Annotated in this window: 23 protein-coding genes and 3 tRNA genes; 22 read left to right on the plus strand and 4 right to left on the minus strand. The window is 65.9% G+C overall.

Going from position 1 to position 25,221, the window contains the following annotated elements:
- Positions 1-10 precede the first annotated feature (10 nt).
- The 8 genes from infC (at position 11) to I6J77_RS05345 (ending at position 5,988) form a co-directional block, all read left to right on the plus strand.
- The gene (gene infC / locus I6J77_RS05310) at positions 11-535 is read left to right on the plus strand and encodes a translation initiation factor IF-3 (protein ID WP_304437728.1); all 525 of its coding nucleotides are present in this window, start codon (positions 11-13) and stop codon (positions 533-535) included.
- 312 nt (positions 536-847) lie between these two features.
- Positions 848-1,045, plus strand: a complete 198-nt coding sequence (rpmI, locus tag I6J77_RS05315) for a 50S ribosomal protein L35 (RefSeq protein WP_007512063.1) — start codon at positions 848-850, stop codon at positions 1,043-1,045.
- Between the two features lie 11 nt (positions 1,046-1,056).
- The gene (gene rplT / locus I6J77_RS05320) at positions 1,057-1,416 is read left to right on the plus strand and encodes a 50S ribosomal protein L20 (protein WP_007804486.1); all 360 of its coding nucleotides are present in this window, start codon (positions 1,057-1,059) and stop codon (positions 1,414-1,416) included.
- Positions 1,417-1,699: 283 nt separating this feature from the next.
- Positions 1,700-2,695 (plus strand): phenylalanine--tRNA ligase subunit alpha, encoded by a 996-nt coding sequence (gene pheS / locus I6J77_RS05325; protein WP_204110826.1) that lies wholly within the window; start codon positions 1,700-1,702, stop codon positions 2,693-2,695.
- A 95-nt stretch (positions 2,696-2,790) separates the two neighbouring features.
- The gene (gene pheT, locus I6J77_RS05330) at positions 2,791-5,220 is read left to right on the plus strand and encodes a phenylalanine--tRNA ligase subunit beta (protein ID WP_204110827.1); all 2,430 of its coding nucleotides are present in this window, start codon (positions 2,791-2,793) and stop codon (positions 5,218-5,220) included.
- A 1-nt stretch (position 5,221) separates the two neighbouring features.
- Complete coding sequence (gene ihfA / locus I6J77_RS05335) at positions 5,222-5,521, plus strand: integration host factor subunit alpha (RefSeq protein WP_007804491.1); 300 nt, start codon at positions 5,222-5,224, stop codon at positions 5,519-5,521.
- The gene (locus I6J77_RS05340) at positions 5,502-5,858 is read left to right on the plus strand and encodes a MerR family transcriptional regulator (RefSeq protein WP_007804493.1); all 357 of its coding nucleotides are present in this window, start codon (positions 5,502-5,504) and stop codon (positions 5,856-5,858) included. Before ihfA ends, I6J77_RS05340 begins: the two co-directional genes overlap by 20 nt.
- Positions 5,859-5,911: 53 nt before the next feature.
- Positions 5,912-5,988, plus strand: a tRNA-Pro gene (locus I6J77_RS05345).
- A 109-nt stretch (positions 5,989-6,097) separates the two neighbouring features.
- On the opposite strand, the gene serA is transcribed toward I6J77_RS05345, so the two are convergent.
- Positions 6,098-7,330 (minus strand): phosphoglycerate dehydrogenase, encoded by a 1,233-nt coding sequence (gene serA, locus I6J77_RS05350; RefSeq protein ID WP_204110828.1) that lies wholly within the window; start codon positions 7,328-7,330, stop codon positions 6,098-6,100.
- 119 nt (positions 7,331-7,449) lie between these two features.
- On the opposite strand from serA, the gene I6J77_RS05355 reads away from it, so the two are divergent.
- A complete protein-coding gene (locus I6J77_RS05355) occupies positions 7,450-8,844 on the plus strand; it encodes an FAD-binding oxidoreductase (protein WP_204110829.1) in 1,395 nt (464 codons plus the stop codon).
- 88 nt (positions 8,845-8,932) lie between these two features.
- Entirely contained in the window at positions 8,933-9,901 is a 969-nt protein-coding gene (pip, locus tag I6J77_RS05360; RefSeq protein ID WP_204110830.1) for a prolyl aminopeptidase, read from the plus strand.
- A gap of 127 nt (positions 9,902-10,028) precedes the next feature.
- Here pip and upp read toward each other — a convergent pair whose 3' ends face one another.
- From upp to I6J77_RS05375, 3 genes are all read right to left on the minus strand, one after another.
- The gene (gene upp, locus I6J77_RS05365; RefSeq protein WP_056764263.1) at positions 10,029-10,673 is read right to left on the minus strand and encodes a uracil phosphoribosyltransferase; all 645 of its coding nucleotides are present in this window, start codon (positions 10,671-10,673) and stop codon (positions 10,029-10,031) included.
- 103 nt (positions 10,674-10,776) lie between these two features.
- Complete coding sequence (locus I6J77_RS05370; RefSeq protein WP_204110831.1) at positions 10,777-11,136, minus strand: PsiF family protein; 360 nt, start codon at positions 11,134-11,136, stop codon at positions 10,777-10,779.
- Between the two features lie 225 nt (positions 11,137-11,361).
- Positions 11,362-12,858, minus strand: a complete 1,497-nt coding sequence (locus tag I6J77_RS05375) for an aminotransferase class III-fold pyridoxal phosphate-dependent enzyme (protein WP_204110832.1) — start codon at positions 12,856-12,858, stop codon at positions 11,362-11,364.
- 283 nt (positions 12,859-13,141) lie between these two features.
- Between I6J77_RS05375 and I6J77_RS05380 the strand changes: the two genes are divergently transcribed.
- The 12 genes from I6J77_RS05380 to secD all read left to right on the plus strand — a co-directional run bounded on the left by I6J77_RS05380 (position 13,142) and on the right by secD (position 25,212).
- Entirely contained in the window at positions 13,142-14,071 is a 930-nt protein-coding gene (locus I6J77_RS05380) for an ABC transporter ATP-binding protein (RefSeq protein WP_204110833.1), read from the plus strand.
- 13 nt (positions 14,072-14,084) lie between these two features.
- Positions 14,085-14,864 carry an ABC transporter permease gene (locus I6J77_RS05385; RefSeq protein WP_239309198.1) on the plus strand — a complete coding sequence of 260 codons (780 nt, stop codon included), beginning with the start codon at positions 14,085-14,087 and terminating at the stop codon, positions 14,862-14,864.
- 44 nt (positions 14,865-14,908) lie between these two features.
- A complete protein-coding gene (locus I6J77_RS05390; RefSeq protein ID WP_204110835.1) occupies positions 14,909-16,126 on the plus strand; it encodes a sensor histidine kinase in 1,218 nt (405 codons plus the stop codon).
- A 45-nt stretch (positions 16,127-16,171) separates the two neighbouring features.
- Positions 16,172-16,774 carry a response regulator transcription factor gene (locus tag I6J77_RS05395; protein ID WP_204110836.1) on the plus strand — a complete coding sequence of 201 codons (603 nt, stop codon included), beginning with the start codon at positions 16,172-16,174 and terminating at the stop codon, positions 16,772-16,774.
- Positions 16,775-17,406: 632 nt separating this feature from the next.
- A tRNA-OTHER gene (locus I6J77_RS05400) sits at positions 17,407-17,476 on the plus strand.
- Positions 17,477-17,546, plus strand: a tRNA-Met gene (locus I6J77_RS05405).
- 414 nt (positions 17,547-17,960) lie between these two features.
- Positions 17,961-19,085, plus strand: coding sequence for a slipin family protein (locus I6J77_RS05410; RefSeq protein WP_204110837.1), 1,125 nt, complete (start codon positions 17,961-17,963; stop codon positions 19,083-19,085).
- Between the two features lie 138 nt (positions 19,086-19,223).
- Positions 19,224-20,447: an RtcB family protein gene (locus I6J77_RS05415; protein ID WP_204111403.1), complete on the plus strand. Its 1,224-nt coding sequence runs from the start codon at positions 19,224-19,226 to the stop codon at positions 20,445-20,447.
- A 105-nt stretch (positions 20,448-20,552) separates the two neighbouring features.
- Positions 20,553-21,584, plus strand: a complete 1,032-nt coding sequence (gene queA / locus I6J77_RS05420) for a tRNA preQ1(34) S-adenosylmethionine ribosyltransferase-isomerase QueA (RefSeq protein ID WP_204111404.1) — start codon at positions 20,553-20,555, stop codon at positions 21,582-21,584.
- 18 nt (positions 21,585-21,602) lie between these two features.
- Positions 21,603-22,757: a tRNA guanosine(34) transglycosylase Tgt gene (gene tgt / locus I6J77_RS05425; protein ID WP_204110838.1), complete on the plus strand. Its 1,155-nt coding sequence runs from the start codon at positions 21,603-21,605 to the stop codon at positions 22,755-22,757.
- Positions 22,758-22,887: 130 nt separating this feature from the next.
- Positions 22,888-23,220, plus strand: a complete 333-nt coding sequence (gene yajC, locus I6J77_RS05430; protein ID WP_007804525.1) for a preprotein translocase subunit YajC — start codon at positions 22,888-22,890, stop codon at positions 23,218-23,220.
- Between the two features lie 108 nt (positions 23,221-23,328).
- Entirely contained in the window at positions 23,329-25,212 is a 1,884-nt protein-coding gene (secD, locus tag I6J77_RS05435) for a protein translocase subunit SecD (protein ID WP_056764278.1), read from the plus strand.
- Positions 25,213-25,221 lie beyond the last annotated feature (9 nt).

Below are 25,221 nucleotides of genomic sequence, written 5' to 3' on the forward strand. Positions count from 1 at the left end.
GGATCGTGGTATCGCAACCACCGACAACAAGGGCAATCGTCGTAACCTGGAAATCCGTGTGCCGCGGGTGCGTGTCATTGGCGCCGATGCGGAACAGCTCGGCATCCTGACCCGTGACGAGGCGCTGGCACTGGCGCAGGAAGCCGGCATGGATCTGGTCGAGATCCAGCCCAACGGCGACCCGCCGGTCTGCCGCATCATGGATTACGGCAAGTTCAAGTTCGAAGCCCAGAAGAAGGCGCAAGCCGCCAAGAAGAAGCAGAAGCAGGTCGAGATCAAGGAAGTGAAGTTCCGTCCGGTCACGGACGTGGGCGACTACCAGATCAAGCTGCGCAACATGCTCCGCTTCCTCGAAGAGGGCGACAAGGTCAAGGTCACCATCCGTTTCCGCGGTCGCGAGATGTCGCACCAGGATCTGGGCCAGAACCTGGCCAAGAAGATCCAGGAAGACATCGGCGAGAACGGCCAGGTCGAGTCCTTCCCGCGCCTGGAAGGCCGCCAGATGGTCATGATGATCGGGCCCAAGAAGAAATAGGCTGCTTGCCTTTGTGGGAGTTCGCTGGCGGGCGATGATCTTCGTGTCGCTGGGCTTACAGGCGTCGTTTCCATGAACTGCGGGCGAACTCCGCACCCTCACCTCAATCCTCTCCCGAAGGGAGAGGAGGCCATGGTCAGCACTTCGTGCTGGTATTTGGCTTTTTGAACCCGTATGATCACGGGTTCGACCCGCCTGGATGGGTCGTGCACCGATCATGGCAGGACGGAAAGCGTGGCTCTCGGGGTCACCGCCAGATCAGTCAGAAACCGGGACGTCCACATCGGAGTCGTCCCACTCAAGGAGCATTCCATGCCCAAGATCAAGACCAACCGGGCGGCTGCGAAGCGTTTTCGCAAGACCGCATCGGGCAAGATCAAGTGCGGTCACGCGTTCAAGTCGCACATCCTGACCAAGAAGTCGACCAAGCAGAAGCGTGGTCTCCGTGCACCGAACCACCTGAAGGCGTGTGATGCGCCCGGCGTGGCTCGCATGCTGCCCTACTTGTAAGGAGATAGACCATGGCTCGTGTAAAGCGTGGCGTCACCGCCCGTCGTCGTCACAAGAAAATCATCGGCCGCGCGAAGGGTTACTACAATGCCCGTCGCAAGGTCTTCCGCGTAGCCAACCAGGCCGTCATCAAGGCTGGTCAGTACGCGTACATCGGCCGCAAGCAGCGCAAGCGCCAGTTCCGTGCCCTGTGGATCGTGCGTATCAACGCCGCCGCTCGCATGTTCGGCCTGTCCTACAGCCGCCTCATCAATGGCCTCTCCAAGGCCGGCATCACGGTGGACCGCAAGGTTCTCGCCGATATCGCCGTGCACGACATCAAGGCTTTTGGTGTGATCGCCGAGAAAGCAAAGGCCAGTCTGGCTGCTTGATCGTCGGGCGCTCCTGCGTCAGCACGATATGATGTAAAGCAAGCGGGGAGGAGGCCACAGCCTTCTCCCCGCTTTCGTTTGGATAAAGGCTTTTTGCGATTGCCTCCTCTCCCTTCTGGCGACCAACGGGAGTCCCCTTGCGGGTGAGAGGATTGAGATGAGGGTACGGGATGTGCCCGGACTTCAACCGGAGCGTGCTTCGGTCAGGCAACAACGCAAGAGTGGCCCCTCAACCCACCCTCTCCCCCGAAAGGGGGAGGGAAGTAGCGAGAAGTGCATCACTATGGACGATCTGGACACCCGCGCGGCACAGGCACTGGCCGATATCGACAAGGCTGACACGCTGGATGCGCTCGAGGCGCTGCGCGTGGGCCTGCTGGGCAAGAGCGGCATCGTTACCGCCGCGCTGAAGACGCTCGGTGCACTGGCGCCGGACGAGCGCAAGGCGCGCGGCGCCGAGGTGAACCGGGTCAAGGAGCAGCTGGCCGATGCGCTGGCCGCGCGCAAGCAGGTGCTGGAACAGGCCGAGCTGGAACGTCGCCTCGCCTCCGAGAAGCTCGACATCAGCCTGCCCGGGCGCGACGGCGAACGCGGCGGCATCCATCCGATCACCCGCGCGCTGGAACGCATCAGCGCGATCTTCGCGCGACTGGGCTACCAGCGTGCCGACGGTCCGGAGATCGAGGACGACTGGCACAACTTCGAGGCGCTGAACTTCCCGCCGCACCATCCGGCGCGCGCCATGCACGACACCTTCTATTTCGGCGACGGCCGCCTGCTGCGCACGCACACTTCGCCGGTGCAGATCCGTTCGATGGCCGGTCGCCAGCCGCCGATCCGGATCATTGCGCCGGGCAAGGTCTATCGCAGCGATTCGGACCAGACCCATTCGCCGATGTTCCACCAGATCGAGGGGCTGCTGATCGACGAAACCTCCAGTTTCGCCGACCTGAAGGGCACGCTGGCCGAATTCATCCGTGCATTCTTCGAACGCGATTTCGAGATGCGCTTCCGTCCCAGCTACTTCCCGTTCACCGAGCCGTCGGCCGAGGTGGACATCCGCTGGGACGCCGAGGATGGCTCGACGCGCTGGCTGGAAGTGCTGGGCTGCGGCATGGTCCACCCGAACGTGCTGAAGAACTGCGGCATCGATCCGGAGCGTTATACCGGCTTCGCCTTCGGCCTCGGCGTGGAGCGTTTCGCAATGCTGCGCTACGGCGTTTCCGACCTGCGCGCATTCTTCGAGAACGATCTGCGGTTCCTCAGGCAGTTTGCCTGAGAAGTGAATCGGGAATGGGGAATAGGGAATAGTAAAGGCAGCAGCCTGCGATCTTCCGATTCCCCATTCCCTACTCCCCATTCCGGACTTCAAACATGAAATTCTCCGAAAACTGGCTGCGCGAACTGGTGGATGTGCAGGCTGACCGTGCCGAACTGGCCCATGCACTGACCATGGCCGGTCTGGAAGTGGAAGAGCTCACCCCGCTGGGCGACAACCTGGCGGGCGTGGTGGTGGCCGAAATCATCGCGGCGGAAAAGCATCCCGAAGCGGATCGCCTGCAGGTCTGCAAGGTGGATGCCGGGCAGGGCGAACCGCTGCAGATCGTCTGCGGTGCGCCGAATGCGCGGGTGGGCATCAAGGTGCCGCTGGCGATGGTCGGTGCGAAGCTGCCCGGCGACATTTCCATCAAGGCGGCCAAACTGCGTGGCGTCGAATCGTCCGGCATGCTGTGCTCGGCGAAGGAGCTGGGCATCGATGCCGATGCGTCGGGCTTGCTGGAGCTGCCGCTGGACGCACCGGTTGGCCAGCCATTGGCGGATTACCTGGGATTGCCTGACGCCAGCTTCGAGCTGAAGCTCACCCCGAACCGTCCGGACTGCCTCGGCCTGGTCGGCCTGGCCCATGACGTGGCCGCTCTTTTCGGGAGCGCCGTGAAGGTGCCGGCTCAGCTCAGCGTGCCGGTCACCAGCGCCGCGCGCCGCGGCATCCGCCTGGAAGCCGGCAAGGATACGCCGCGCTACCTCGGTCGCATCATCGAGGGCATCGACCCGGCCGCGCGCACGCCGCTGTGGCTGGCCGAGCGCCTGCGCCGTGCCGGCCTGCGTCCGATCAGCGCGGTGGTCGACGTCACCAACTACGTGATGCTGGAGCTGGGCCAGCCGATGCACGCGTTCGACAACGACACGCTCGAAGGCGACATCGTGGTGCGCCATGCCCGCGCCGGCGAGACGCTGAAAATCCTCGACGGCAGCGAGGCGAAACTCGATCCGGGTTTCGTGCTGATCGCCGACGAGGCGAAGGGTCTGGCGGTGGCTGGCGTGATGGGCGGCCACGACTCGCGCGTCACCGACGCCACCGGCAACATTTTCCTGGAATCCGCGCACTTCGCGCCGGCCGCCATCATGGGCCGCGCGCGCAAGCTGGGCCTGCACACGGATGCCTCGCATCGCTTCGAGCGCGGCGTCGACCCGGAGTTGCCGCGGCGTGCGCTGGAACGCGCCAGCGAACTGCTGCTGGCGATCGCCGGCGGCAAGGCCGGGCCGGTGCTGGTGGCGGAGAACCTGGCCGACCTGCCGACGCCGGCGGCGGTGACCTTGCGCCGCGCGCGCCTGCAACGCGTGCTCGGTGTCGGGGTGGCCGATGCCGAGGTTGCGCGCATCTTCACCGCCCTGGGCATGCAGGTAGTGGCGGTTGCCGATGGCTGGCAGGTCACCGCACCGAGCAGCCGCTTCGACATCGAGCGCGAGGAGGATCTGATCGAGGAGGTCGCCCGCATTTTCGGCTACGACAACATCCCCACGGCCACGCCGGCCGGCGCGCTGACCCTGGCGGTCGAGCCGGAGGCGCGGATCAACGAGCTGGCCTTGCGCGAGCAACTGGCCGCGCGTGGCTATCACGAAGCGGTCAACCTGTCCTTCGTGGCGGCCGAGCTGCTGGCGAGCTGGGGTTTCCGCGAGAACCTGGTGTCGCTGGCCAACCCGCTGTCCGCCGACCTGGCGGTGATGCGGCCCTCGCTGCTGCCCGGACTGATCGAGGCCTTGCGTCACAACCGCGCACGCCAGCAGGAGCGGGTGCGCCTGTTCGAGGTGGCGCGGGTGTTTGAGTCGTGCGAGTCCCTTCGCAAAGAACCGGCCATCCCTGGCCGGACTCCTGAACAAGGCGATCCCCCGCTGGAAACCCCAAGCCTCGCGATCGTGGCCTGCGGCAGCGCCCGTGCCGAGCAGTGGGGCGAGCCGTCTCGCGTGCTGGATTTCCACGACCTCAAGGGCGACCTGGATGCCCTGATCGCCTGGGGCGGCGAGCCGCAGCGCTGGTCGGTGCATGCCGACGGCCTGCCGGGCTGGCTGCATCCCGGGCGGGGCGCCCGGGTGGCCCGCGACGGCGAGACGGTGGGATATCTCGGCGCGTTGCACCCGCAACTGGCCAAAACGCTGGATCTGGGCGCCGACGTACACGTGCTGGAACTGGCGCTGGAGCCCGTGCTGCAACGCCGCGTGCCGCAGGCGCGTGCGGTGCCACGCTTCCCGCTGGTGCGTCGCGACATCGCGATCGACGTGCCGGAAACGGCGGCCTGGTCACAGATCGGGCAGGTGGTTCGCAGCACGCTGGGCGAGCGGCTGAAGGAACTGCGGCTGTTTGACCGCTACAGCGGCAAGGGGGTCGAAGCAGGCCGAAAAAGTCTCGCTATGGGCTTGATTTTGCAGGACGCTTCACGCACCCTTACTGACGACGACGCGGACCGTTGCGTACGAGAAGCGATAGCTGCGTTGGAGCAAACATGCAAGGCGAAGTTGCGAGGATGAGATGGCGCTGACCAAGGCGGAAATGGCCGAGCGGCTATTCCTCGATGTGGGCCTCAACAAGCGTGAGGCGAAGGAATTCGTGGACGCCTACTTCGAGGTCGTTCGCGGAGCGCTGGAAAACGGCGAGCAGGTGAAGTTGTCCGGTTTCGGCAATTTCGACCTGCGCCTGAAGAACCAGCGGCCAGGGCGCAATCCCAAGACCGGCGAGGAGATTCCGATCTCTGCCCGCCGCGTGGTGACGTTCCGACCGGGACAGAAACTCAAGGTAAGAGTCGAGGGCTATGCTGGATCAAGGGAATAACACCGAACTGCCTGCCATCCCGGCCAAGCGCTACTTCACCATCGGTGAAGTCGGCGAGTTGTGCGGTGTGAAGCCCCACGTCCTGCGCTACTGGGAGCAGGAGTTTCCGGCCCTCAACCCGGTCAAGCGCCGCGGCAATCGTCGCTACTACCAGCGTCACGACGTGCTGATGATCCGCCAGATCCGCTCGCTGCTGTACGACGAGGGTTTCACCATCACCGGCGCGCGCGCGCGGCTGGAAGGCCCGCAGGCCCGGATGGAGGCGAGCATGTCGCATCAGATCGTGCGTCAGGTGCGGATGGAACTGGAAGAAGTTCTGACCCTGCTGCGTCGCTGAAGGCTTCCGGACATGCCGTGCAAGCTGCTAGACTTGCCAGCTTGCCGTTTCGTCGGGGCGTAGCGCAGCCTGGTAGCGCATCTGCCTGGGGGGCAGAGGGTCGTCGGTTCGAATCCGGCCGCCCCGACCAATTGGCAAGAAATTAAAAAAGCGCCCTTGGGCGCTTTTTTGTTGGGAACGGGGAACGGGGAACGGCAGAGCATCGCCGCCTCGCATCTGTTCCCCGTTCCCCGCCTCACTCAATACAGCACCCGGCTGCGCAACGTGCCCGGAATCGCGGCCAATTGCGACTTCAGCTCGTTGGCTTGCGCCTCGTCGGCGCTGACGTCGATCACCACGTAGCCCACTTCGCTGTCGGTCTGCAGGAACTGGGCGTCGATGTTGATGTTGCCGGCCGAGAACAGTTCGTTGATCCGCGACAGCGTGCCCGGCACGTTGCGGTGGATGTGCAGCAGGCGGCGGCTGTGCGGGTGCTCGGGCAGGGTGACTTCGGGGAAGTTCACCGCCGACAGGGTCGAGCCGTTGTCGCTGTAGCGGACCAGCTTGCTGGCCACCTCGATGCCGATGTTGTCCTGTGCCTCCAGCGTGCTGCCGCCGATGTGCGGGGTCAGGATCACGTTGTCCATGCCCAGCAGCGGCGACACGAACGGGTCGTCGTTGCCCTTCGGCTCGGCCGGGAACACGTCCACCGCGGCGCCGGCCAGGTGGCCGTCGCGCAGCGCCGCGGCCAGCGCGTCGATATCCACCACGCTGCCCCGCGAGGCGTTGATCAGCATTGCGCCCGCGCGCATCTTCGCCAGTTGTTCCTGGCGGATCATCAGCTGCGTGGCCGGGGTTTCCGGCACGTGCAGGGTGACCACGTCGGAACGCTCGAGCAGTTCGTCCAGGCTGGATACCGCGCGGGCGTTGCCCAGCGACAGCTTGGTCTCGATGTCGTGGAAGATCACCCGCATGCCCAGGCTTTCGGCCAGCACGCCGACCTGGGTGCCGATGTGGCCGTAGCCGACGATGCCGAGCACCTTGTCGCGCGTCTCGTAGCTGCCGCTGGCCGACTTGGCCCAGCCGCCGCGATGGCACTGCGCGTTCTTCTGCGGAATGCCGCGCAGCAACATGATGGCTTCGGCGATCACCAGTTCGGCCACGCTGCGGGTATTGGAGTAGGGCGCATTGAACACCGGCACGCCGGCCCTGCGCGCGGCGCCCAGGTTCACCTGGTTGGTGCCGATGCAGAAGCAGCCCACGGCGATCAGTCGCTTGGCGTGGCCCAGCATCTCGTCGGTCAGCTGGGTGCGCGAGCGGATGCCGACGATATGCGCGTCGCTGATGCATCGCCTCAGCTCGTCTTCCGGCAGCGACTTCGCATGCAGCTCGACCTGGCTGTAGCCGGCCCGATGAAACACGTCGACCGCACTGGCGCTGACCCCTTCCAGCAGCAATACCTTGATGTCCTGGCGGGGGTAGGAAGTCTGCATGGGTCGTTCCCTGTGAGTGAGAGGCGGGTCAGGCCAGAGTAGGCGAGGATTTGCGGCGCTGCAACACTGGACTCGCCATCGTGCGGCTGGCAGTCTGTGCGGACACCTGGAGCCGAAGCATGTCCGATCCCCGTCTTGCCGACCTGTCATGTCGTCTGCCCGAGCTGCGCCTGCTCACGGCCGCGGGCGACCTCGAACACTACGGACGCGACTGGACCCGCCGCTGGACTCCCGCCCCCCTGGCGATCGCCTTGCCGGCCACGGTGGACGAGGTGCAGGCGATCGTGCGCTGGGCGAACGAGCATGCCGTGGCGGTGGTGCCTTCGGGCGGGCGCACCGGTCTTTCCGGTGGCGCGGTGGCGGCGAACGGGGAGCTGGTGCTGAGCATGGAACGGATGAACCGGGTGCTGGATTTCAACGCGGTCGATCGCACGCTGACCGTGCAGGGGGGCATGATCCTGCAGCAGGTGCAGGAGGCGGCGCAGGGGCACGGCCTGTTGTATCCGGTCGATTTCGCCGCCCGTGGGTCGTGTTCGATCGGCGGCAACATCGCCACCAACGCCGGTGGCATCCGGGTGATCCGGCATGGCAACACCCGCGAGTGGATCGCCGGGTTGAAGGTGGTGACCGGCGGCGGCGACCTGCTCGAACTCAACCGCGGCCTGGTCAAGAATTCCAGCGGCTACGATTTTCGCCAGCTGTTGATCGGTTCGGAAGGCACCTTGGGCATCGTGGTGGAGGCGACGCTGAAGCTGACCGATCCGCCGCCGCCGTCACAGGTGATGCTGCTGGCGCTGCCGGACATGGATGCACTGATGGAAGTGTTCGCGCTGTTCCGCGCGCAGCTGTCCCTGCAGGCGTTCGAGTTCTTCACCGACCAGGCGCTGCGGCATGTGCTGGCGCATGGCGCGCAGCGGGCGATCGATGGCGACCACCCGTATTACGTGGTCACCGAGTTTGATGCCGCCGACGAAACGCAGCGCGAAGCGGCGCTGGCCGTGTTCGGGCAGGCGCTGGAGCAGGGCTGGGTCAGCGATGGCGTGATCGCCCAGAGCGAGGCCCAGGCGGCGGCGCTGTGGCGCCTGCGCGAGGGGATTACCGAAAGCCTGGCGCCGCGACGGCCGTACAAGAACGACGTGTCGGTGCGGATCAGCGCGGTACCGGGTTTCCTGTGCGAGATGCAGGCCTTGCTGGCGAACGAATACCCGGGCATCGAGGTGATCTGGTTCGGCCACATCGGCGACGGCAACCTGCACATCAACGTGCTGCGGCCACACGACCTGGACGAACCGGCCTTTCTTGCCCGCTGCGAGAAAGTCACCCGGCTGCTGGCGAACACCCTGCATTGCCACGGCGGCAGCATCTCGGCCGAACACGGCATCGGCCTGGTCAAGCGGGCCTACCTGGAAAGCACCCGGAGTGCGGTGGAAATCGTCCTGATGCGAGGTGTGCGCAAGGTGTTCGACCCGCGGGGCATCCTCAATCCCGGCAAGCTGTTCACCGAGAGCTCGTGAGTTTTCAGGCTCCCGCAGGCACCGGTTCAAGGCTCAAACTGCGGCCATGCTAATCTCAAGGGCTGTTTGTTGATCACGAGGAGCCCTCATGCCGTCGCCGCTGTTGCGTTCGCTGTATCCCGAAATCGAGCCGTTCGACAGCGGCATGCTACGGGTGTCGCCGCTGCACACCTTGTACTACGAGCAGAGCGGAAACCCGAGCGGCAAGCCGGTGGTGTTCCTGCATGGCGGCCCGGGCGGCGGCACGAATCCGAAATGCCGGCGCTTCTTCGATCCGGCGATCTACCGCATCGTGCTGTTCGACCAGCGCGGCTGCGGCAAGTCCACGCCGCATGCCGAGCTCACCGACAACACCACCTGGGATCTGGTCGCCGACATCGAGCGCGTGCGCGGGCACCTGGGCATCGATCGCTGGCAGGTGTTCGGCGGATCGTGGGGTTCGACCCTGGCGCTGGCCTACGCGCAGACGCATCCGGACAAGGTCACCGAACTGGTGCTGCGCGGCATCTTCATGCTGCGCCGTGCCGAGCTGGAATGGTTCTACCAGAAGGGCTGTGACGCGCTGTACCCGGACGCGTGGGAAACCTATCTCGCCGCGATACCCGAAGTCGAACGCGGCGACCTGATGAGCGCCTACCATCGCCGCCTGACCAGCGAGGACGCGAAAATCCGTACGGACGCGGCGCGTGCGTGGTCGGTATGGGAGGGCGCCACCAGCTTCCTGTGGCAGGACAAGTTGCACATCGAATCCAGTGCCGAGGACGAATTCGCACTGGCGTTCGCCCGCATCGAATGCCACTACTTCGTCAACGGCGGCTTCTTCGAGCACGACGACCAGCTGCTGCGCAATGTCGATCGCATCCGCAACATCCCGGCGGTGATCGTGCAGGGGCGCTACGACGTGGTCTGTCCGCTGCGCAGCGCCTGGGACCTGCACCGCGCCTGGCCGGAGGCCGAGCTGCACATCGTGCAGGACGCCGGCCATTCCGCCTTCGAGCCGGGCATCCTGCACGAACTGGTGGAGGCGACCGACCGCTTCGGCAGTCGGGCGGCATAGGCGCTCATCATTCGCTCTCCCCACCGGGGAGAGGGCAGGGTGAGGGGTTGGGCTGGCGAAAAGTTGATCGAAGTTCTCTTGGCGACCAAAAGTCGGCGGGCGGTGCCCGCCCCACCGGGCGGGCGGATCAATCGTTCGCCGGCAACTGCTTGGTGCCGAAGATCTTGTCCCCGGCGTCGCCAAGGCCGGGCAGGATGTAGCCGTTCTCGTTGAGGCGCTGGTCGATCGAGGCGGTGTAGATCTCGATGTCGGGATGGGCCGCGGTGATGCGGTCCAGGCCTTCCGGCGCGGCGACCAGGAACAGCCCCTTGATGCGCTTGCAGCCGGCGGCTTTCAGCATGTCGACGGTGGCGACCAGGGTGCCGGCGGTGGCCAGCATCGGGTCGACGATCAGCGCGATGCGCTCGTCCATGCGGCCGGTGAGCTTCTCGTAATAGGTGACCGGTTTCAGTGTCTGTTCGTCGCGTTGCAGGCCGACCACGCTGACCTTGGCCGCGGGGATCAGGTCGAGCACGCCCGGCAACATGCCCAGGCCGGCGCGCAGGATCGGCACGATGGTGATCTTGCGGCCCTTGATCCGGTGAACCTTGATCGGCCCGGCCCAGCCCTCGATCTCTTCCTCGACGGTTTCCAGGTCCTTGGTGGCCTCATAGGTCAGCAAGGCGGCGACTTCTGAGGCCAGCTCGCGGAATTCCTTGGTGCTGATGCCGGCGCGGCGCATCAGGCCCAGCTTGTGCTGGATCAGCGGGTGGCGGACTTCGACGATCTTCATGGGCAAAGGCTTCAATGCCAGGCGCGTGGCGCAACAACCAGTGAGCTTAACGAAGCGCCGCTGCCCACGCACGCATGCTGCGTGGACAGCGGCGGGGCAGACTTCAATGCGTGGAAGGGGCGGCGTCGCTCTTCAGGCAGCTGCTCATGAACGTCTTGCGCTCGGCACCCTTGAGCGCCTTGGTCTTTGCGTCGGCGTTGCAGGTCTTCATCTTTTCCTGCTGGGCGGCCTTGGCCGACGGTGCTGCCGCCGCGCTGTGACCTTTCAGGCAGGAGCTCATGAACGCCTTGCGGTCGTCGCCCTTCTTGCCGGTGGCCTGCTTGTTGCAGTCCGCCATGCGCTGCTGTTGCGCGGTGCGCGGCTTGGCCGGCGCAGCGGTGCCCGCTTGCGGCGTGGCGGCGAAGGTGGCGCCGGCGAAGGCGAAGGCAGCACTGATTGCGAGCAGACGTAGTGACATCGACATCGTTGAGTCCTCCCTGGGTAACCGGCGGCTGCCGGCTCGGGCAGTCTAGGCAGGGAATCTCCCTCGCGTCTGCAGGCAAGATCTTGCGTGCATGAAGTATTCAGCTGAAGCGCCTTGTCGTGCCTAGCCGGCGCCAGCGTGGGCGGATGGCTGAGCCCGTCCGCCAAAAAGACGAGGCCGCGCCGGACTAGCCGGCGCGGCCTCGAAGTTCCACGGAAAGTACGCTCAGGCGGCTTCGGCCTTGGCCTTGCGCGGTCCTTCCAGCAGTGCCTTGCGCACGTGGGACACGATCAGGTCGATCTCCGCGCTGGTCACCTTGAAGTGCGGGGTGAAGCGCAGCGAGTTGGTGCCGCCGTGGATCACGCCGACGCCGTGCTCGCGCATGTATTCCTCGGTCGAGTCGGCGCCGTAGCACTTGTACTCGGGCGCCAGCTCGCAGGAGAACAGCAGGCCGGTGCCCTGCACCTTGGTGATCAGGCCGCCCAGCTCGTTCTTCAGCGCGTTGAGCTTGTCGACGAATTCCTTGCCGCGCTCGCGGATGTTGCTGCGCACCTCGTCGCTGAGCTCGCCCAGGGTGGCCAGCGCCACGTCCAGCGCGCGCGGGTTGGCGGTCATGGTGTTGCCGTAGATGCCCTTGCGGTACAGCCCGGCGGTGTGTTCGGTGACGGCCAGCACCGACAGCGGATACTGCCCGGCGTTGAGCGCCTTGGAGAAGGTTTCCATGTCCGGCGGCGGCAGACCCTCGAAGCCGGGGTAGTCGACGAAGGACAGCACGCCATGGGCGCGCAGGCCGGCCTGGATCGAGTCGATCAGCAGCAGGCTGCCGTGGGCGGAGGTGAGTTCGCGCGCTGCCTTGTAGAACTCGGCGGTCACCGCGCGGCCGGGGTCGCCTTCGCCCATCACCGGCTCCAGGAACATCGCCTCGATGAACCAGCCGTGCTTGTCCGCGTCGGCGAAGGCAGCTTCAAGCTGGGCCACGTCGTACGGCGCCACCGTGATCACGCTGTCCTCGTGGCGGTAGCTGGCCAGGTTCTGCTGGTAGGCCTTGCGGCTGGAATCGGAGTACAGCGCCGGCTTTTCGGTGCGGCCGTGGAAGGCGCCCTTCACCGCCAGGCGCTTGATCGTGCGGCCGGCATAACGACCGCCTTCGTCGGTCATCGCCTTGGCGTTGACGTCCGCGATGCGGCAGGCCAGGGTGACCGACTCGGAACCGGAATTGAGGCACATGTAGCTGGTGTACGGGCTGCCGCCGCGGCTGCGGCCGAGTTCCTTGTCCAGCGCCCTGGTGAACTGCAACTGCGCCACGCTGGGCGACATCACGTTGGCCATCACCTGGGGGCGGCCCAGCGCTGCGAGAATCGCCGCGTCGTTGTGGCCGAAACCGAGCATGCCGTAGCCGCCGTTGTCGTGCACCACGGCACCCTTCAGGGTGACGATCCACGGGCCACGCGCCGCGGCCGGCAGGTACGGGTTGATCGCGTCATCGGGATAGAAGTTGACGAAGCCCGCCTGCGCCTGGGCCAGCTGTTCGGCTTCGTCGAGCTTGAGGAAGTCCGCCAGCTCGGCACGCAGTTCATGATGGCGGGCGACCGCTTCGGCGATCGCCTGGACCAGCAGCGGATCGTTCGCCGCCATGCGCTCGATGCTGGCGTCGTCCAGGCCGGTGGTACGCGGCTTGCCGCCGAAATCGCGCAGTTCGCGCAGCTGGTTGATCACACCCATGATGAATCCTCCGTAGCTCTGCCAGGCGGCACGCATGGCCGGATGGCAGATTGGTGAATGCGTGGCGAAAAACGCGAGCGTCTGCGTTTTTCCAATGACTTCAGTCGTTTGAGATCGCCGCACGGGGGCTTTCAGGGCGGCCTTATCCCTCACAGGATACCTTGGCCGCCCAGCCGCCGTAACCCCCGGGGCCGGGTGACGGCTGTCATCCCGGATGGCTGACGAGGGCGACTGCCGCCAGCCAGCGGGGGCGTGCAGCATGCACGGCACTGGAGGATTTCCCATGCCGCATGCCGAAAAACCGATCGCCCGCCTCGCCGGCGCCGTCAAACGTTATGGCTCGCTCACCGCGCTGGACGGCGCCGAGCTGCAGGTCCACCCGGGCGAGCTGCTGGCCCTGCTTGGCCCCAATGGCGCCGGCAAGACCACCGCCATCGCCTTGCTGCTGGGCCTGATCCGCGTCGATGCCGGCAGCGTGCAACTGTTCGGCGGGGACCCGCAGGCGATCGAGCCGCGCCGCCGCATCGGCGTGATGCTGCAGCACGCCGAGCTGCCGCCGACGCTGCGCGTGGGCGAGCTGCTGCGACTTGCCGCCAGCTACTACCCGAACCCCCGCTCGCTGCAGGAATCGGCTGCGCTGGCAGGCATCGGCGACCTGCTCAGGCGTCCTTACGCGAAACTTTCCGGCGGCCAGCAGCGGCGCGTGCAGTTCGCGCTGGCGCTGTGCGGCCGACCCGAGCTGCTGTTCCTGGACGAGCCCACCGTGGGCATGGACATCGATGCGCGGCAGAAGCTGTGGGCGGCGATCCGCCAGCTGATCGATGAAGGCTGCGCGGTGCTGCTGACCACGCATTACCTGGAGGAAGCCGAGGCGCTGGCCGACCGGGTCTGCGTGATGTCACACGGCAAGGTCATCCACGAGGGCACGGTGGAAACGCTGCGCGCCCGGGTGGCGCAGAAGCGCATCCGTTGCCGCACCACGCTGCCGGCCGAGCTGATCCGCGACTGGCCCGGGATCGGCGAGGTCCGCCAGGAAAATGGACGCACCTACATCGTCACCGCCGAAGCGGAGCCGCTGGTGCGGCGCCTGCTGGAAGCCGATCCGCAGCTGGACGAGCTGGAAGTGCAACGCGCCGGCCTGGCCGAGGCGTTCACCGAACTGACCCGCGATGCCGACGAGGCATCGACCAATCCGCAGCGCGAGGCCGCCTGAGATGGACATCGTGATGACTGACGCACCTGTTTCGTTCCCCCCGACCATGTCGCGCCGCCGCGTGTTCGGCGCCTACCTGGAGGAGGCGCGCAGCGAATGCCTGCGCTACATGCGCAACCCCAGTTTCATGCTGCCGATCATGCTGTTCCCGGCGATGTTCTACCTGCTGTTCGGCGTGCTGATGGCGAGGTCCAATGGTGCCGATGCGGCTCGCTATCTGCTGGCCAGCTATGGCGTGTTCGGCGTGATGAGCCCGGGCCTGTTCGGCTTCGGCGTGTCGCTGGCACTGGAACGCGACAGCGGCCTGCTGACCTTCAAGCGTGCGCTGCCGATGCCGCCCGGTGCCTACCTGATCGGCAAGATGATCATGGCGATGGCCGCCGCCGCCGGGGTGGTCATGTTGTTGCTGACGATGGCCCTCACCCTGGGTCACGTGACGCTGGCCGCGTCGCAGGCCGCCGCCCTGCTGCTGGTTGGCGTGCTCGGCGTGCTGCCGTTCTGCGCGCTGGGCATGTTCGTGGGCACGTTGTTCAAGGGGCAGGGCGCGCCGGGCGTGCTGCAGCTGATCTACCTGCCGATGTCGTTCATGTCCGGCCTGTGGTTCCCGCTGCCGATGCTGCCGAAGTTCCTGCAGCAGATCGCGCCGATCTGGCCGAGCTATCACCTGGACATGCTGGCCCTGGCCGCCGTGGGCATGAACACGCAGCCGCTGCTGGGCCACGTGCTGGTTTTGCTGGTGTTCGCCGCGGGCTTCCTGCTGCTGGCGGCGCGGCGCCTGCGCCGGCACGGTTGAAGTAGCATGCAACGCAGCCCGTCATTCCAGCGAAACGACACGCCATGATCCCCGCCTTCATTGCCCGATGGTTCGTTCCGGCCCCGGATTCCGCCGTGGCCGACGACCTGCGACGAGGCAAGTCGCCGTGGACCGACAGCGTGCACCTGCTGTGGTCGCTGTGGATCTTCATCACGCCGATGTTCGATAACGGCCTGCGCGGCTACACGCTGACCTGGCTGCTGTTCACGCTGGCTTCGTATCCGGTGTTCCTGCTGCTGTTCGCCAAGCTGCGGCTGGCTTCGCGGCGTAGTGCCCATCTCTACGCCTGGGGCATGGCGGTGCTGTGTTTCGCCCTGTTGCGCTGGTATCCCAGCGGCCTGAGCTACTTCGTCTACGCCTGCGTGATGCTCAGCCACTGCGACCGGCGCAGCTTCCGCAACTACGTGCTGCAGGTGTTGGCGGTCAACATCATCTACGTGGTGCTGGCATGGCAAATCGGTTTCCCGACGGCCTTGCTGGTGATCATGCCGGTCACCGTGTTCGTGATCTGCATCATCGTCACCGTCGAGCAGCTCCACAAGGAAAAGGATGCCGCGCTCAGTCTTTCCCATGACGAGGTGCGCCGGCTTGCGGCCACCGCGGAGCGCGAGCGGATCGGTCGCGACCTGCACGACCTGCTGGGCCACACGCTGTCGCTGATCACGCTGAAGCTGGAGTTGTCGCGCAAGCTGTTCGACCGCGACGTCGAGGCGGCCAGGCGGGAAGTGGAGGAGGCCGAGAAAGTCGCCAGGCACGCGCTGGCCGAAGTGCGCAGCGCCGTCACCGGCATCCGTGCCACTGACCTGGCGGCGGAACTCGCCTCGGCGCGACTGCTGCTGGAATCGTCGCGCGTGCACCTGGAGTACAACGCCCCGTCGATCGACATGCCGGCCGAGATCGAGCGCGGCCTCTCGCTGCTGCTGCGCGAGGCGGTGACCAATATTGCCCGGCATGCGGCAGCCAGCTGCGTGCAGATCGAGCTGCGACGCGAACACGCGGCCGTCTGCATGCAGGTCAGCGACAACGGTCGCGGTGGCATCGCCGCCGATGGCAACGGCATCAGCGGCATGCGCGAGCGCGTGCGCGCCCTGGGTGGAACCCTGGAGGTGCAATCGCCGCTCGGCGGCGGCACGCAGTTGCGGGTGGTCGTGCCGGTGCCCGTGCTGCGTCTGGTCGAGCCGCCGCGCGCGCCACCGGCGGCCACGCCGGCGCAGACCAGCTCAGGTTATCCTGCGGCCTGATCGGCCACCGCGCCGGTTTTCCCTTTCGTACAGACAGGCAAACCCATGATTCGTGTGTTGCTGGCCGAAGACCAGGCGATGGTGCGCGGCGCGCTTTCGGCCCTGCTCAAGCTGGAGGCGGATATCGACGTGCTCGGTTCGGCGGCGGACGGCGAGGCGGCCTGGCGCGACATCCAGAAGCACAAGCCCGACGTGCTGGTCACCGACATCGAGATGCCCGGCCTGACCGGACTGGAGCTGGCCCAGCGCATCCAGCGGCAGGAGTTGCCGATCAAGGTGGTCATCGTCACCACCTTCGCCCGTCCCGGTTTCCTGCGCCGCGCGCTGGACGCCGGCGTGTCCGGTTATCTGCTGAAGGATGCGCCGGCCGAGAACCTGGCCGAAGCACTGCGCACCGTGCATCGCGGCGGTCGCGCGATCGACCCGCAACTGGCATTGGAAGCATGGTCGGAAGCCGATCCGTTGAACGATCGCGAGCGCCAGGTATTGCGCCTGGCCGGCGAAGGGCAGTCGGCCGGCGACATCGCCGCGCAATTGAATCTGTCGCATGGCACCGTGCGCAATTATCTTTCCGAGGCGATCGGCAAACTCGGCGTGGCCAATCGCATCGAGGCTTATCGACTGGCACGGCAAAAAGGCTGGTTATAGGAATTATTCGGATATTCGACAAAATCGCTTGCGCTTCAAAAATAATCCGCGTATTGTTCGCGTCCTTCGCCGCCGTGGCGATAATCCGATGAAGAAACTTTCCATGTCATTCCGTCTCGTTCCCACAAACAAGCCATGCATGTCGCGCGACTATCGCGACGCGGGTTTGTTTGCGCGCGATGAAAGGCACGACCTGGCAACCGCTTTCCGATAATCGACTGATCCCTTCGCGGAGATCGGTCACCCCGATCTCCCGAGGCAACGCGAACGCCCTCGGGTCGCCATACCCGGGGGCGTTTTGTTTTTGGCGTTCGCCGGGGATGCGCATGCATCGAACCACCTTGCAGGAATCCGCTACGCCCTGAAGCATCCGGCTCGTGCAGCCGAGGCAGGGGCACGGCTGCAGACCGGCGCATGTGCGCTGCGTCCCGATGCTTCGGCGCGGGCTGTGTGCGGATCGGATTCCACACGAACAGGGTCTTCACGACCCGTACGAATGCCCGGTTGGCGACAGCCGGGCATACGGAACATCAGCCACAAGGGCTTTCAGCGGCGCGGGTTCCCAAGACCCGCCCGGTGCGCGCGGCTCTGCCGGCAGCGTATGCCGGGGCCTGCGGGGAGATGTTCCGCGATGACGTTGGCTCAGTGGTAGAGCGGCAGCGAAAGCTGCAGGTCGCCGGTTCGAATCCGGCACGTCAGCCACTGGATAGCTCAGATGGGTAGAGCATCGGTCTCATAAACCGACTGTCGCGGGTTCGACTCCCGCTCCAAAACCATGACCTGTCACGTCATGACACCAGGAACGAAAGTTCCGACCAGGAAACGCCTCGTGTGGAACGCGGCACGCCCGTCAGGGATGAGGGTGGATCGAATGACGCAGCGAGGATCGAGCCGGGCCGGCCCCCTGAAGGCGGACGGTCGGTCGTCGAACGACATCGCGGCAAGGCATCGCCGTGACCAGCCGATGACCGACTCTCTTCCGAAGCGTGCGGGCTTCGCTGGATCAATCGTCAAGAGGCGTTTCCGCCTTTTTCAATAAAGCTTGCGGTTATTGAAGATAATCGCGTGTTTATCCCGGAAGGGAGGGGTGATTGCACCCCGAAGTAAATCACGGACCGCAACGATCCGGCGGCCCTGATTCATTCAATGCGGATCGAAACCAGGAATATCGACAAGGAGTATCGCCATGTTCTGGCTCAAGCAAATCGTGATCGGCGACGGCGAGCGCGGTCTGCTGTATCGCAACCGTCGTTTCGAGCGCGTGCTGTCGCCGGGCGTCCATCGCCTGTTCGACCCGCGCAAGCGCATCGCCGTGACAGTGCACAACCTCACCCGCCCGGAATACGCCGGCAGCGATGCCGAGGTGTTGATGGCGCAGATGGACGGCCCGCTGGCCGAGTGCTTCCTGGTGGCCGACATCGGCACCGACCAGGTCGGCCTGGTGCTGAAGAACGGCAAGCTGGAAGACGTGCTGGCGCCGGGTACGCGCAAGCTGTACTGGAAGGGCATCGTGCCGGTCGAGGTGCAGGCGGTCTCGCTGGTGGAAACGCTGGAGATCGATGCGCACGTGGCCAGCCGTCTGCTTCAGCTGGGCGTGCTCGGCAAGGTGGCGGTGACGGTGGACGTGCCGGTGGAATCGACGGGCCTGCTGTTCGTCGACAACAAGCTGGTGCGCACGCTGGCGCCGGGCGCCTGGGCGTTCTGGAATTTCCGGAAGAACGTGGCGGCGGAGGTGATCGAGCTGCGCGTGCAGTCGCTGGAAGTGTCGGGCCAGGAACTGCTGACCCGCGACAAGGTGAGCCTGCGGGTGAACCTGGCCGCCAGCCTGCGCGTGACCGATCCGGTCGCCGCGCGCACGAAGGTGACCAAGTACGGCGACTACCTCTATCGCGAGCTGCAGTACGGCCTGCGCAAGGCGGTCTCCGGCAAGACGCTGGACGAGCTGCTGGGCGACAAGGCTTCGCTGGATGCGGACATCTTCGCCTACGTGCGTGGCCGTGTCGTCGAGCTGGGCATCGAGGTGCTCGGCGTGGGCGTCAAGGACGTGATCCTGCCGGGCGAGATGAAGGACATCCTCAACAGCGTGGTGCAGGCGGAGAAGGCGGCCCAGGCCAACGTGATCCGCCGGCGCGAGGAGGCGAACGCCACCCGTTCGCTGCTCAACACCGCGCGGCTGATCGAGGAGAGCCCGGTGCTGATGCGTCTGAAGGAGCTGGAGGCCTTGGAAAAGGTCACCGAGAAGATCGACAAGCTGACCGTGTTCGGCGGCCTGGACGGCGTGCTGAACCAGTTGGTGAGTTTGAAGGCATAAATTCGTGCGAAGCATCCCGCTCTTTCGCTGGTCATCCCGGCGCAGGCCGGGAGCCGGCGACTCAAGGCACTGGATTCCAGCTTGCGCTGGAATGACGGTGAGGGGCGGCGATGCTTTCGCACCATTCAAAGGCAAGGAATCATGAGCAACCAACAGTACGAACTGCTGCACGCCGAAGGCAGCGCCACGCCGATCAAGGGCTGGGTGCACGGCGTGCCGCTGGAGGATTCGGCGAAGCAGCAACTGCGCAACATCGCCACGCTGCCGTTCGTCGGCCCGTGGGTCGCGGTGATGCCGGACGTGCATCTGGGCAAGGGCGCCACGGTGGGTTCGGTGGTACCGACCCGGGGCGCGATCATCCCGGCCGCAGTCGGCGTGGACATCGGCTGCGGCATGGCCGCGGTGCGGACCACGCTGCGCGCCAGCGACCTGCCGGACAACCTGGCCCAACTGCGTTCCAGCATCGAGCGCGGCGTGCCGGTCGGCAACGGCCGTGGCGGCGAGCATGGCAAGCCGTCGGACAGCATCCACACGATGCTGGTCGAATCCCGGCTGGCCGAGCGGCTGGAGGCGATCAAGGCGAAGCACCACAAGATCCGCACCGACAAGGTCGACCGGCAGCTCGGCACGCTCGGCGGCGGCAACCACTTCATCGAGGTCTGCCTGGACGAATCGGGCGCGGTGTGGGTGATGCTGCACTCCGGTTCGCGCGGCACCGGCAACCTGATCGGCAGCTACTTCATCCAGCGGGCGCGCGAGGAGCTGGCGCAGCGCGTGCTGGGCTTTGACCTGCCGGACAAGGACCTCGCGTTCTTCATGGAAGGCGAACCGCTGTTCGACGACTACGTCGAAGCGGTGTCCTGGGCGCAGGATTACGCCCGGGCCAACCGCGAGGCGATGATGGCGCGGGTGCTGGCCGAGATGCGCCACCGGCTGCCGAAGTTCCAGCTGGAACAGATGGCGGTGAACTGCCACCACAACTACGTGCAGAAGGAGACGCACGGTGGCGAGGAACTGCTGGTGACCCGCAAGGGCGCGGTGAGCGCCCGTGCCGGCGAGCTCGGCATCATCCCGGGCAGCATGGGCACGTGCAGCTACATCGTGCGTGGCAAGGGCAGTCCGGACAGCTTCCACAGCTGCAGCCACGGCGCGGGCCGGGTGATGAGCCGTACCGCGGCGCGCCAGCAGATCACCCTGGCCCAGCATCGGGAAGCCACCGCCCACGTCGAATGCCGCAAGGACGCAGCGGTGATCGACGAGTCGCCGGCGGCGTACAAGTCGATCGACGCGGTGATGGCCGCGCAGACCGACCTGGTCGAGGTGGTGCACACGTTGCGCCAGGTGCTGTGCGTGAAGGGATGAGCCTGGGCGCCGCTCCGCGAGGAGCGGCGTTTTTTTTTTGCAGGCGTGCCCCGGCGCGTCCGCTGCGGGATAATGCTCCGTTTCCCGATGCCGGCCACACCTGCCTTGAAGAAGTCCGATTTCGATTTTGAGCTGCCGCCCGAGCTGATCGCCCAAGCCCCGCTACCCGAGCGATCGGCCAGCCGGATGCTGCTGCTCGACGTCGCGGCGCAGTCGCGGGAAGACCGCATGTTCCGCGAACTGCCGGACTTCCTGCGGCCGGGCGACCTGCTGGTGTTCAACGACACCCGCGTGCTGCCGGCGCGGCTGTACGGGCGCAAGGACAGCGGCGGCGCGGTGGAGATCCTGATCGAGCGGGTCACCGGTGCGCACGAGGCCACGGTGCAGCTCGGCGTCAGCAAGAAACCGAAAGAGGGCGGCCGGATCGAACTGGCCGACGGCAGCCATGCGGTGGTGCTGGGCCGCGACGAGGGCTTCTTCCGGCTGCGTTTCGAGGCGCCGGAGCCGCTGGAAAAATTGCTGTTGAAACTGGGCGAGATGCCGCTGCCGCCGTACATCGAGCGGCACGCCGACGCCAGCGACATGGAGCGCTACCAGACCGTGTTCGCCCGCGAGCCCGGCGCGGTGGCGGCGCCGACCGCGGGCCTGCACTTCGACGATGCGACCCTGGCCCGGCTGCGCGAGCGGGGCGTCGAGTTCGGTTACGTCACCCTGCACGTGGGCGCGGGCACGTTCCAGCCGGTGCGTGCGGATGACCTGAAAGACCATCACATGCATACCGAGTGGCTCAACGTCGGGGCGCACCTGATCGGCCAGATCCGCCGCACCCGCGCGAATGGCGGGCGGGTGATCGCGGTGGGCACCACCGTGGTGCGCGCGCTGGAAAGCGCCAGCAAGGACGGCGAACTGCATCCGTTCGCCGGCGAGACGCAGATCTTCATCTTCCCCGGCTACCGCTTCAGCAGCATCGACGGCCTGCTCACCAACTTCCACCTGCCGCAGTCGACCCTGCTGATGCTGGTGTCGGCGCTGGCCGGGCGCGAGTACATGCTCGACGCGTATCGCCACGCGGTGGAGCAGCGGTATCGGTTCTTCTCGTATGGCGATTCGATGCTGATCCTGCCGAAGGGCGTCTAAACCCGCGATAATGGCCGGATGACTTCCCTCCAGTTCAACGTTCACGCCACTGACGGCGCCGCCCGCCGCGGCCGCCTGACGTTCGCCCGTGGCACCATCGAGACCCCGGCGTTCATGCCGGTGGGCACCTACGGTTCGGTCAAGGCGATGACTCCGCGCGACGTCACCGAGACCGGCGCCGAGATCATCCTGGGCAACACGTTCCACCTGTTCCTGCGGCCCGGGCTGGAGATCGTCGAGAAGTTCGGCGGGCTGCACCGCTTCATCGGCTGGGACAAGCCGATCCTCACCGACTCCGGCGGCTTCCAGGTGTTCTCGCTGGCGCACAAGCGCAAGATCACCGAGGAGGGCGTGACGTTCGCCTCGCCGGTGGACGGTTCGAAGGTGTTCCTGTCGCCGGAAGTGTCGATGCAGATCCAGAAGACCCTGGATTCGGACATCGCGATGATCTTCGACGAGTGCACGCCGTATCCGGCCACCGAGAAGGTGGCGTCCGACTCGATGGAGCTCTCGCTGCGCTGGGCCGCGCGTTCGCGCCGCGCCTTCGATGACTTGAAGAACCCCAACTCGCTGTTCGGCATCGTGCAGGGCAGCGTCTACGAGAACCTGCGCCGGCGCTCGGCGGCGGGCCTGATCGACATCGGCTTCGACGGTTACGCGGTCGGCGGCCTGGCGGTGGGCGAGCCGGAGGCCGAACGCAACCACGCGCTGGATTTCACCGTGCCGCTGCTGCCGATGGACAAGCCGCGCTATCTGATGGGTGTGGGCCGGCCCGAGGACATCGTCGAGGCGGTGCGCCGCGGCATCGACATGTTCGATTGCGTGATGCCCACCCGCAACGCCCGCAACGGCTTCCTGTTCACCGCCGAGGGCACGCTGCGCATCCGCAACGCGAAGTACGCCACCGACACGGCGGTGATCGAGGAAGGCTGCGACTGCTACAGCTGCAGCAACGGCTTCAGCCGCGCCTACCTGCGCCATCTTGACCGCTGCAACGAGATCCTCGGCAGCCAGCTGGCCACCATGCACAACCTGCGCTATTACCAGCGGCTGATGGCCGGGCTGCGCGAGGCGATCGCCGGACAGGCTTTGCAAGCGTTCGTGGCGGAGTTCTACGCCCGTCGCCGGGTAGCCGGGACGGGGTCAGGGTCACTTTTCGCAGGCGAAAAGTGACTCTGACCCCTTGAAGGACCCCTCGCGGCCGCTGCCGTGCACGCTCCGGGGGTGCATGGCATAATCGGGAATCTTTTCCCAGGCGTTCTGTCGAAAACCTCGACAACGCCCAGACTTGCGAGACAGACCCATGAGTTTTCCGATCTCCCCCGTGCTGGCCCAGGCCGCGGCTCCGCAGCCCGCCGGCGGCGGCATGTCCATGATCATCATGATGGTGGTGCTGTTCGGCCTGATGTATTTCATGATGATCCGTCCGCAGGCGAAGCGGCAGAAGGAGCATCGTGCACTGATCGCCGGCCTGGCCAAGGGCGACGAAGTGGTCACCAACGGCGGCATCGCCGGACGGGTGGACGAAGTGGGCGAGACCTTCATCACCGTCGAGATCGCCAGCAACGTCAAGGTGAAGGTGCAGAAGGGCGCGGTGCAGCAGGTGTTGCCCAAGGGCTCGCTGAAATCCGTCTGAAGAAGTACCGGACGCCGCCAGGGGGCCTGGGCGGCGACTTGCAACGTGGCCATTCCCGATTGTTGCTACCGCCGCGGCCTGGTGCCGCGGCTTTGATGGATGCAAGGCATGAGTGATTTTCCTCGCTGGAAGTACGCGCTGGTCGCGCTGGTGATGTTGTGCGGCGTGATCTACGCGCTGCCGAACGCCTTCCCGCCGGTGCCGGCGGTACAGGTCACCGCGAACCGCGATGCGCCGCCGATCAACACCGCCTTCCAGCAGAAGGTGGAAGCCGGGCTGAGGGCGAAGAAGATCGCCGTGAACGAGGTCTTCGTGGAAGGCGACCACCTGCTGGTGACGTTCGCCAACTCCGACGTGCAGAAGACCGGCTCCGACGAGATCAAGGCGCTGGTGGGCGACGGCTACACGGTCGCGTTCAAGCTGCAGTCCAACGTGCCGCACTGGCTGGGCGTGATCGGTGCCCGCTCGATGCCGCTGGGCCTGGACTTGCAGGGTGGCGTGCACTTCCTGATGCAGGTCGACCAGAAGGACGTCATCGAGAAGCAGGAAAACAGCTACGCCGATGACGTGCGCAGCCTGTTGCGCCAGAAGAACATCCGCTACGAGTCGGTCACCCGCAGCGCGGTCAATGGCCAGGGCATCTCGGTGATCCTGCGCTCGGCCGACGACCGCAAGACCGCGTCCGACGCGATCGCCAACGAATACACCGACCTCAACGTGTCCGACGGCGCCAGCACCGGCGACCGCTTCATGCTGAAGGTGACGGTCAAGCCGGAAAAGCTGCGCGAACTGGCCCGCGGTGCGATCACCCAGAACCTGGGCACGCTGCGCAACCGCATCAACGCGCTGGGCGTGTCCGAGCCGCTGATCCAGCAGCAGGGCGACAGCCGCATCGTGGTCGAGCTGGCCGGCGTGCAGGATCCGACCGAGGCGAAGAAGCTGATCGGCGCGGTGGCCACCCTGCAGTACCGCCCCGGCATCGGCCAGCCCGGCGATGCGCGTGCGGTGGAAGCGGCGCGCACCGGCAACATCCCGCCGGATGCCAACCTGTATTACATGCGTGGCGACAACCGGCCGGTGCTGGTCAGCAAGCAGATCATCGTGACCGGCAACCAGCTGATCGACGCCTCTTCCGGCATCGACCAGAACAGCGGCACGCCGAAGGTCGACGTGACCCTGAACGCCGCTGGCGCCCGCAAGATGGGCGACTTCACCAACGCCAACGTCGGCAAGCCGATGGCGGTGGTGTACGTGGAGCAGGTCTACGAGACCAAGGTCGTCGACGGCAAGGAAGTGCGCGTGCCCAAGATCACCGAGACGGTGATCAACGACGCGACCATCCAGGGCGCCTTCAGCAAGCAGTTCCAGACCAGCGGCCTGGGCAGTCCGAAAGAGGCATCCGACCTGGCCCTGCTGCTCAAGGGCGGCGCGCTGGCCGCACCGATGGACATCGTCGAGGAAGGCGTGATCGGTGCCAGCCTCGGCCAGGACAACATCGACAAGGGCTTCAAGGCGGTGCTGCTGGGCCTGGCGCTGGTGCTGCTGGCCGCGGCGATCTACTACAAGCTGTTCGGCCTGGTGGCGGACATCGCGCTGTTCTTCAACCTGGTGATCCTGGTGGCAGTGATGTCGCTGATCGGCGTCACCCTGACCATGCCTGGCGTGGCCGGCATCGTGCTGACCCTGGGCATGGCGATCGATGCGAACGTGCTGATCTGCGAACGCGTGCGTGAGGAATTGCGCAACGGCTCCAGTCCGCATGCCTCGATCCGCGCCGGTTACGAGAAGGCCTGGTCGACCATTCTGGATGCGAACGTCACCCACCTGATCGCGGCGCTGGCACTGACCACGATGGGTACCGGTGCGATCAAGGGCTTCGGCGTGACCCTGCTGATCGGCATCCTGACTTCGCTGTTCACCTCGGTGACGTTGACGCACGCGTTCACCGCGGCGATCCACGGCCATCGCAAGCTCAAGACGCTGTCGGTCTAAGGAATCCCC

This window comes from Rhodanobacter sp. FDAARGOS 1247 (assembly GCF_016889805.1).
GTDB lineage: Bacteria > Pseudomonadota > Gammaproteobacteria > Xanthomonadales > Rhodanobacteraceae > Rhodanobacter.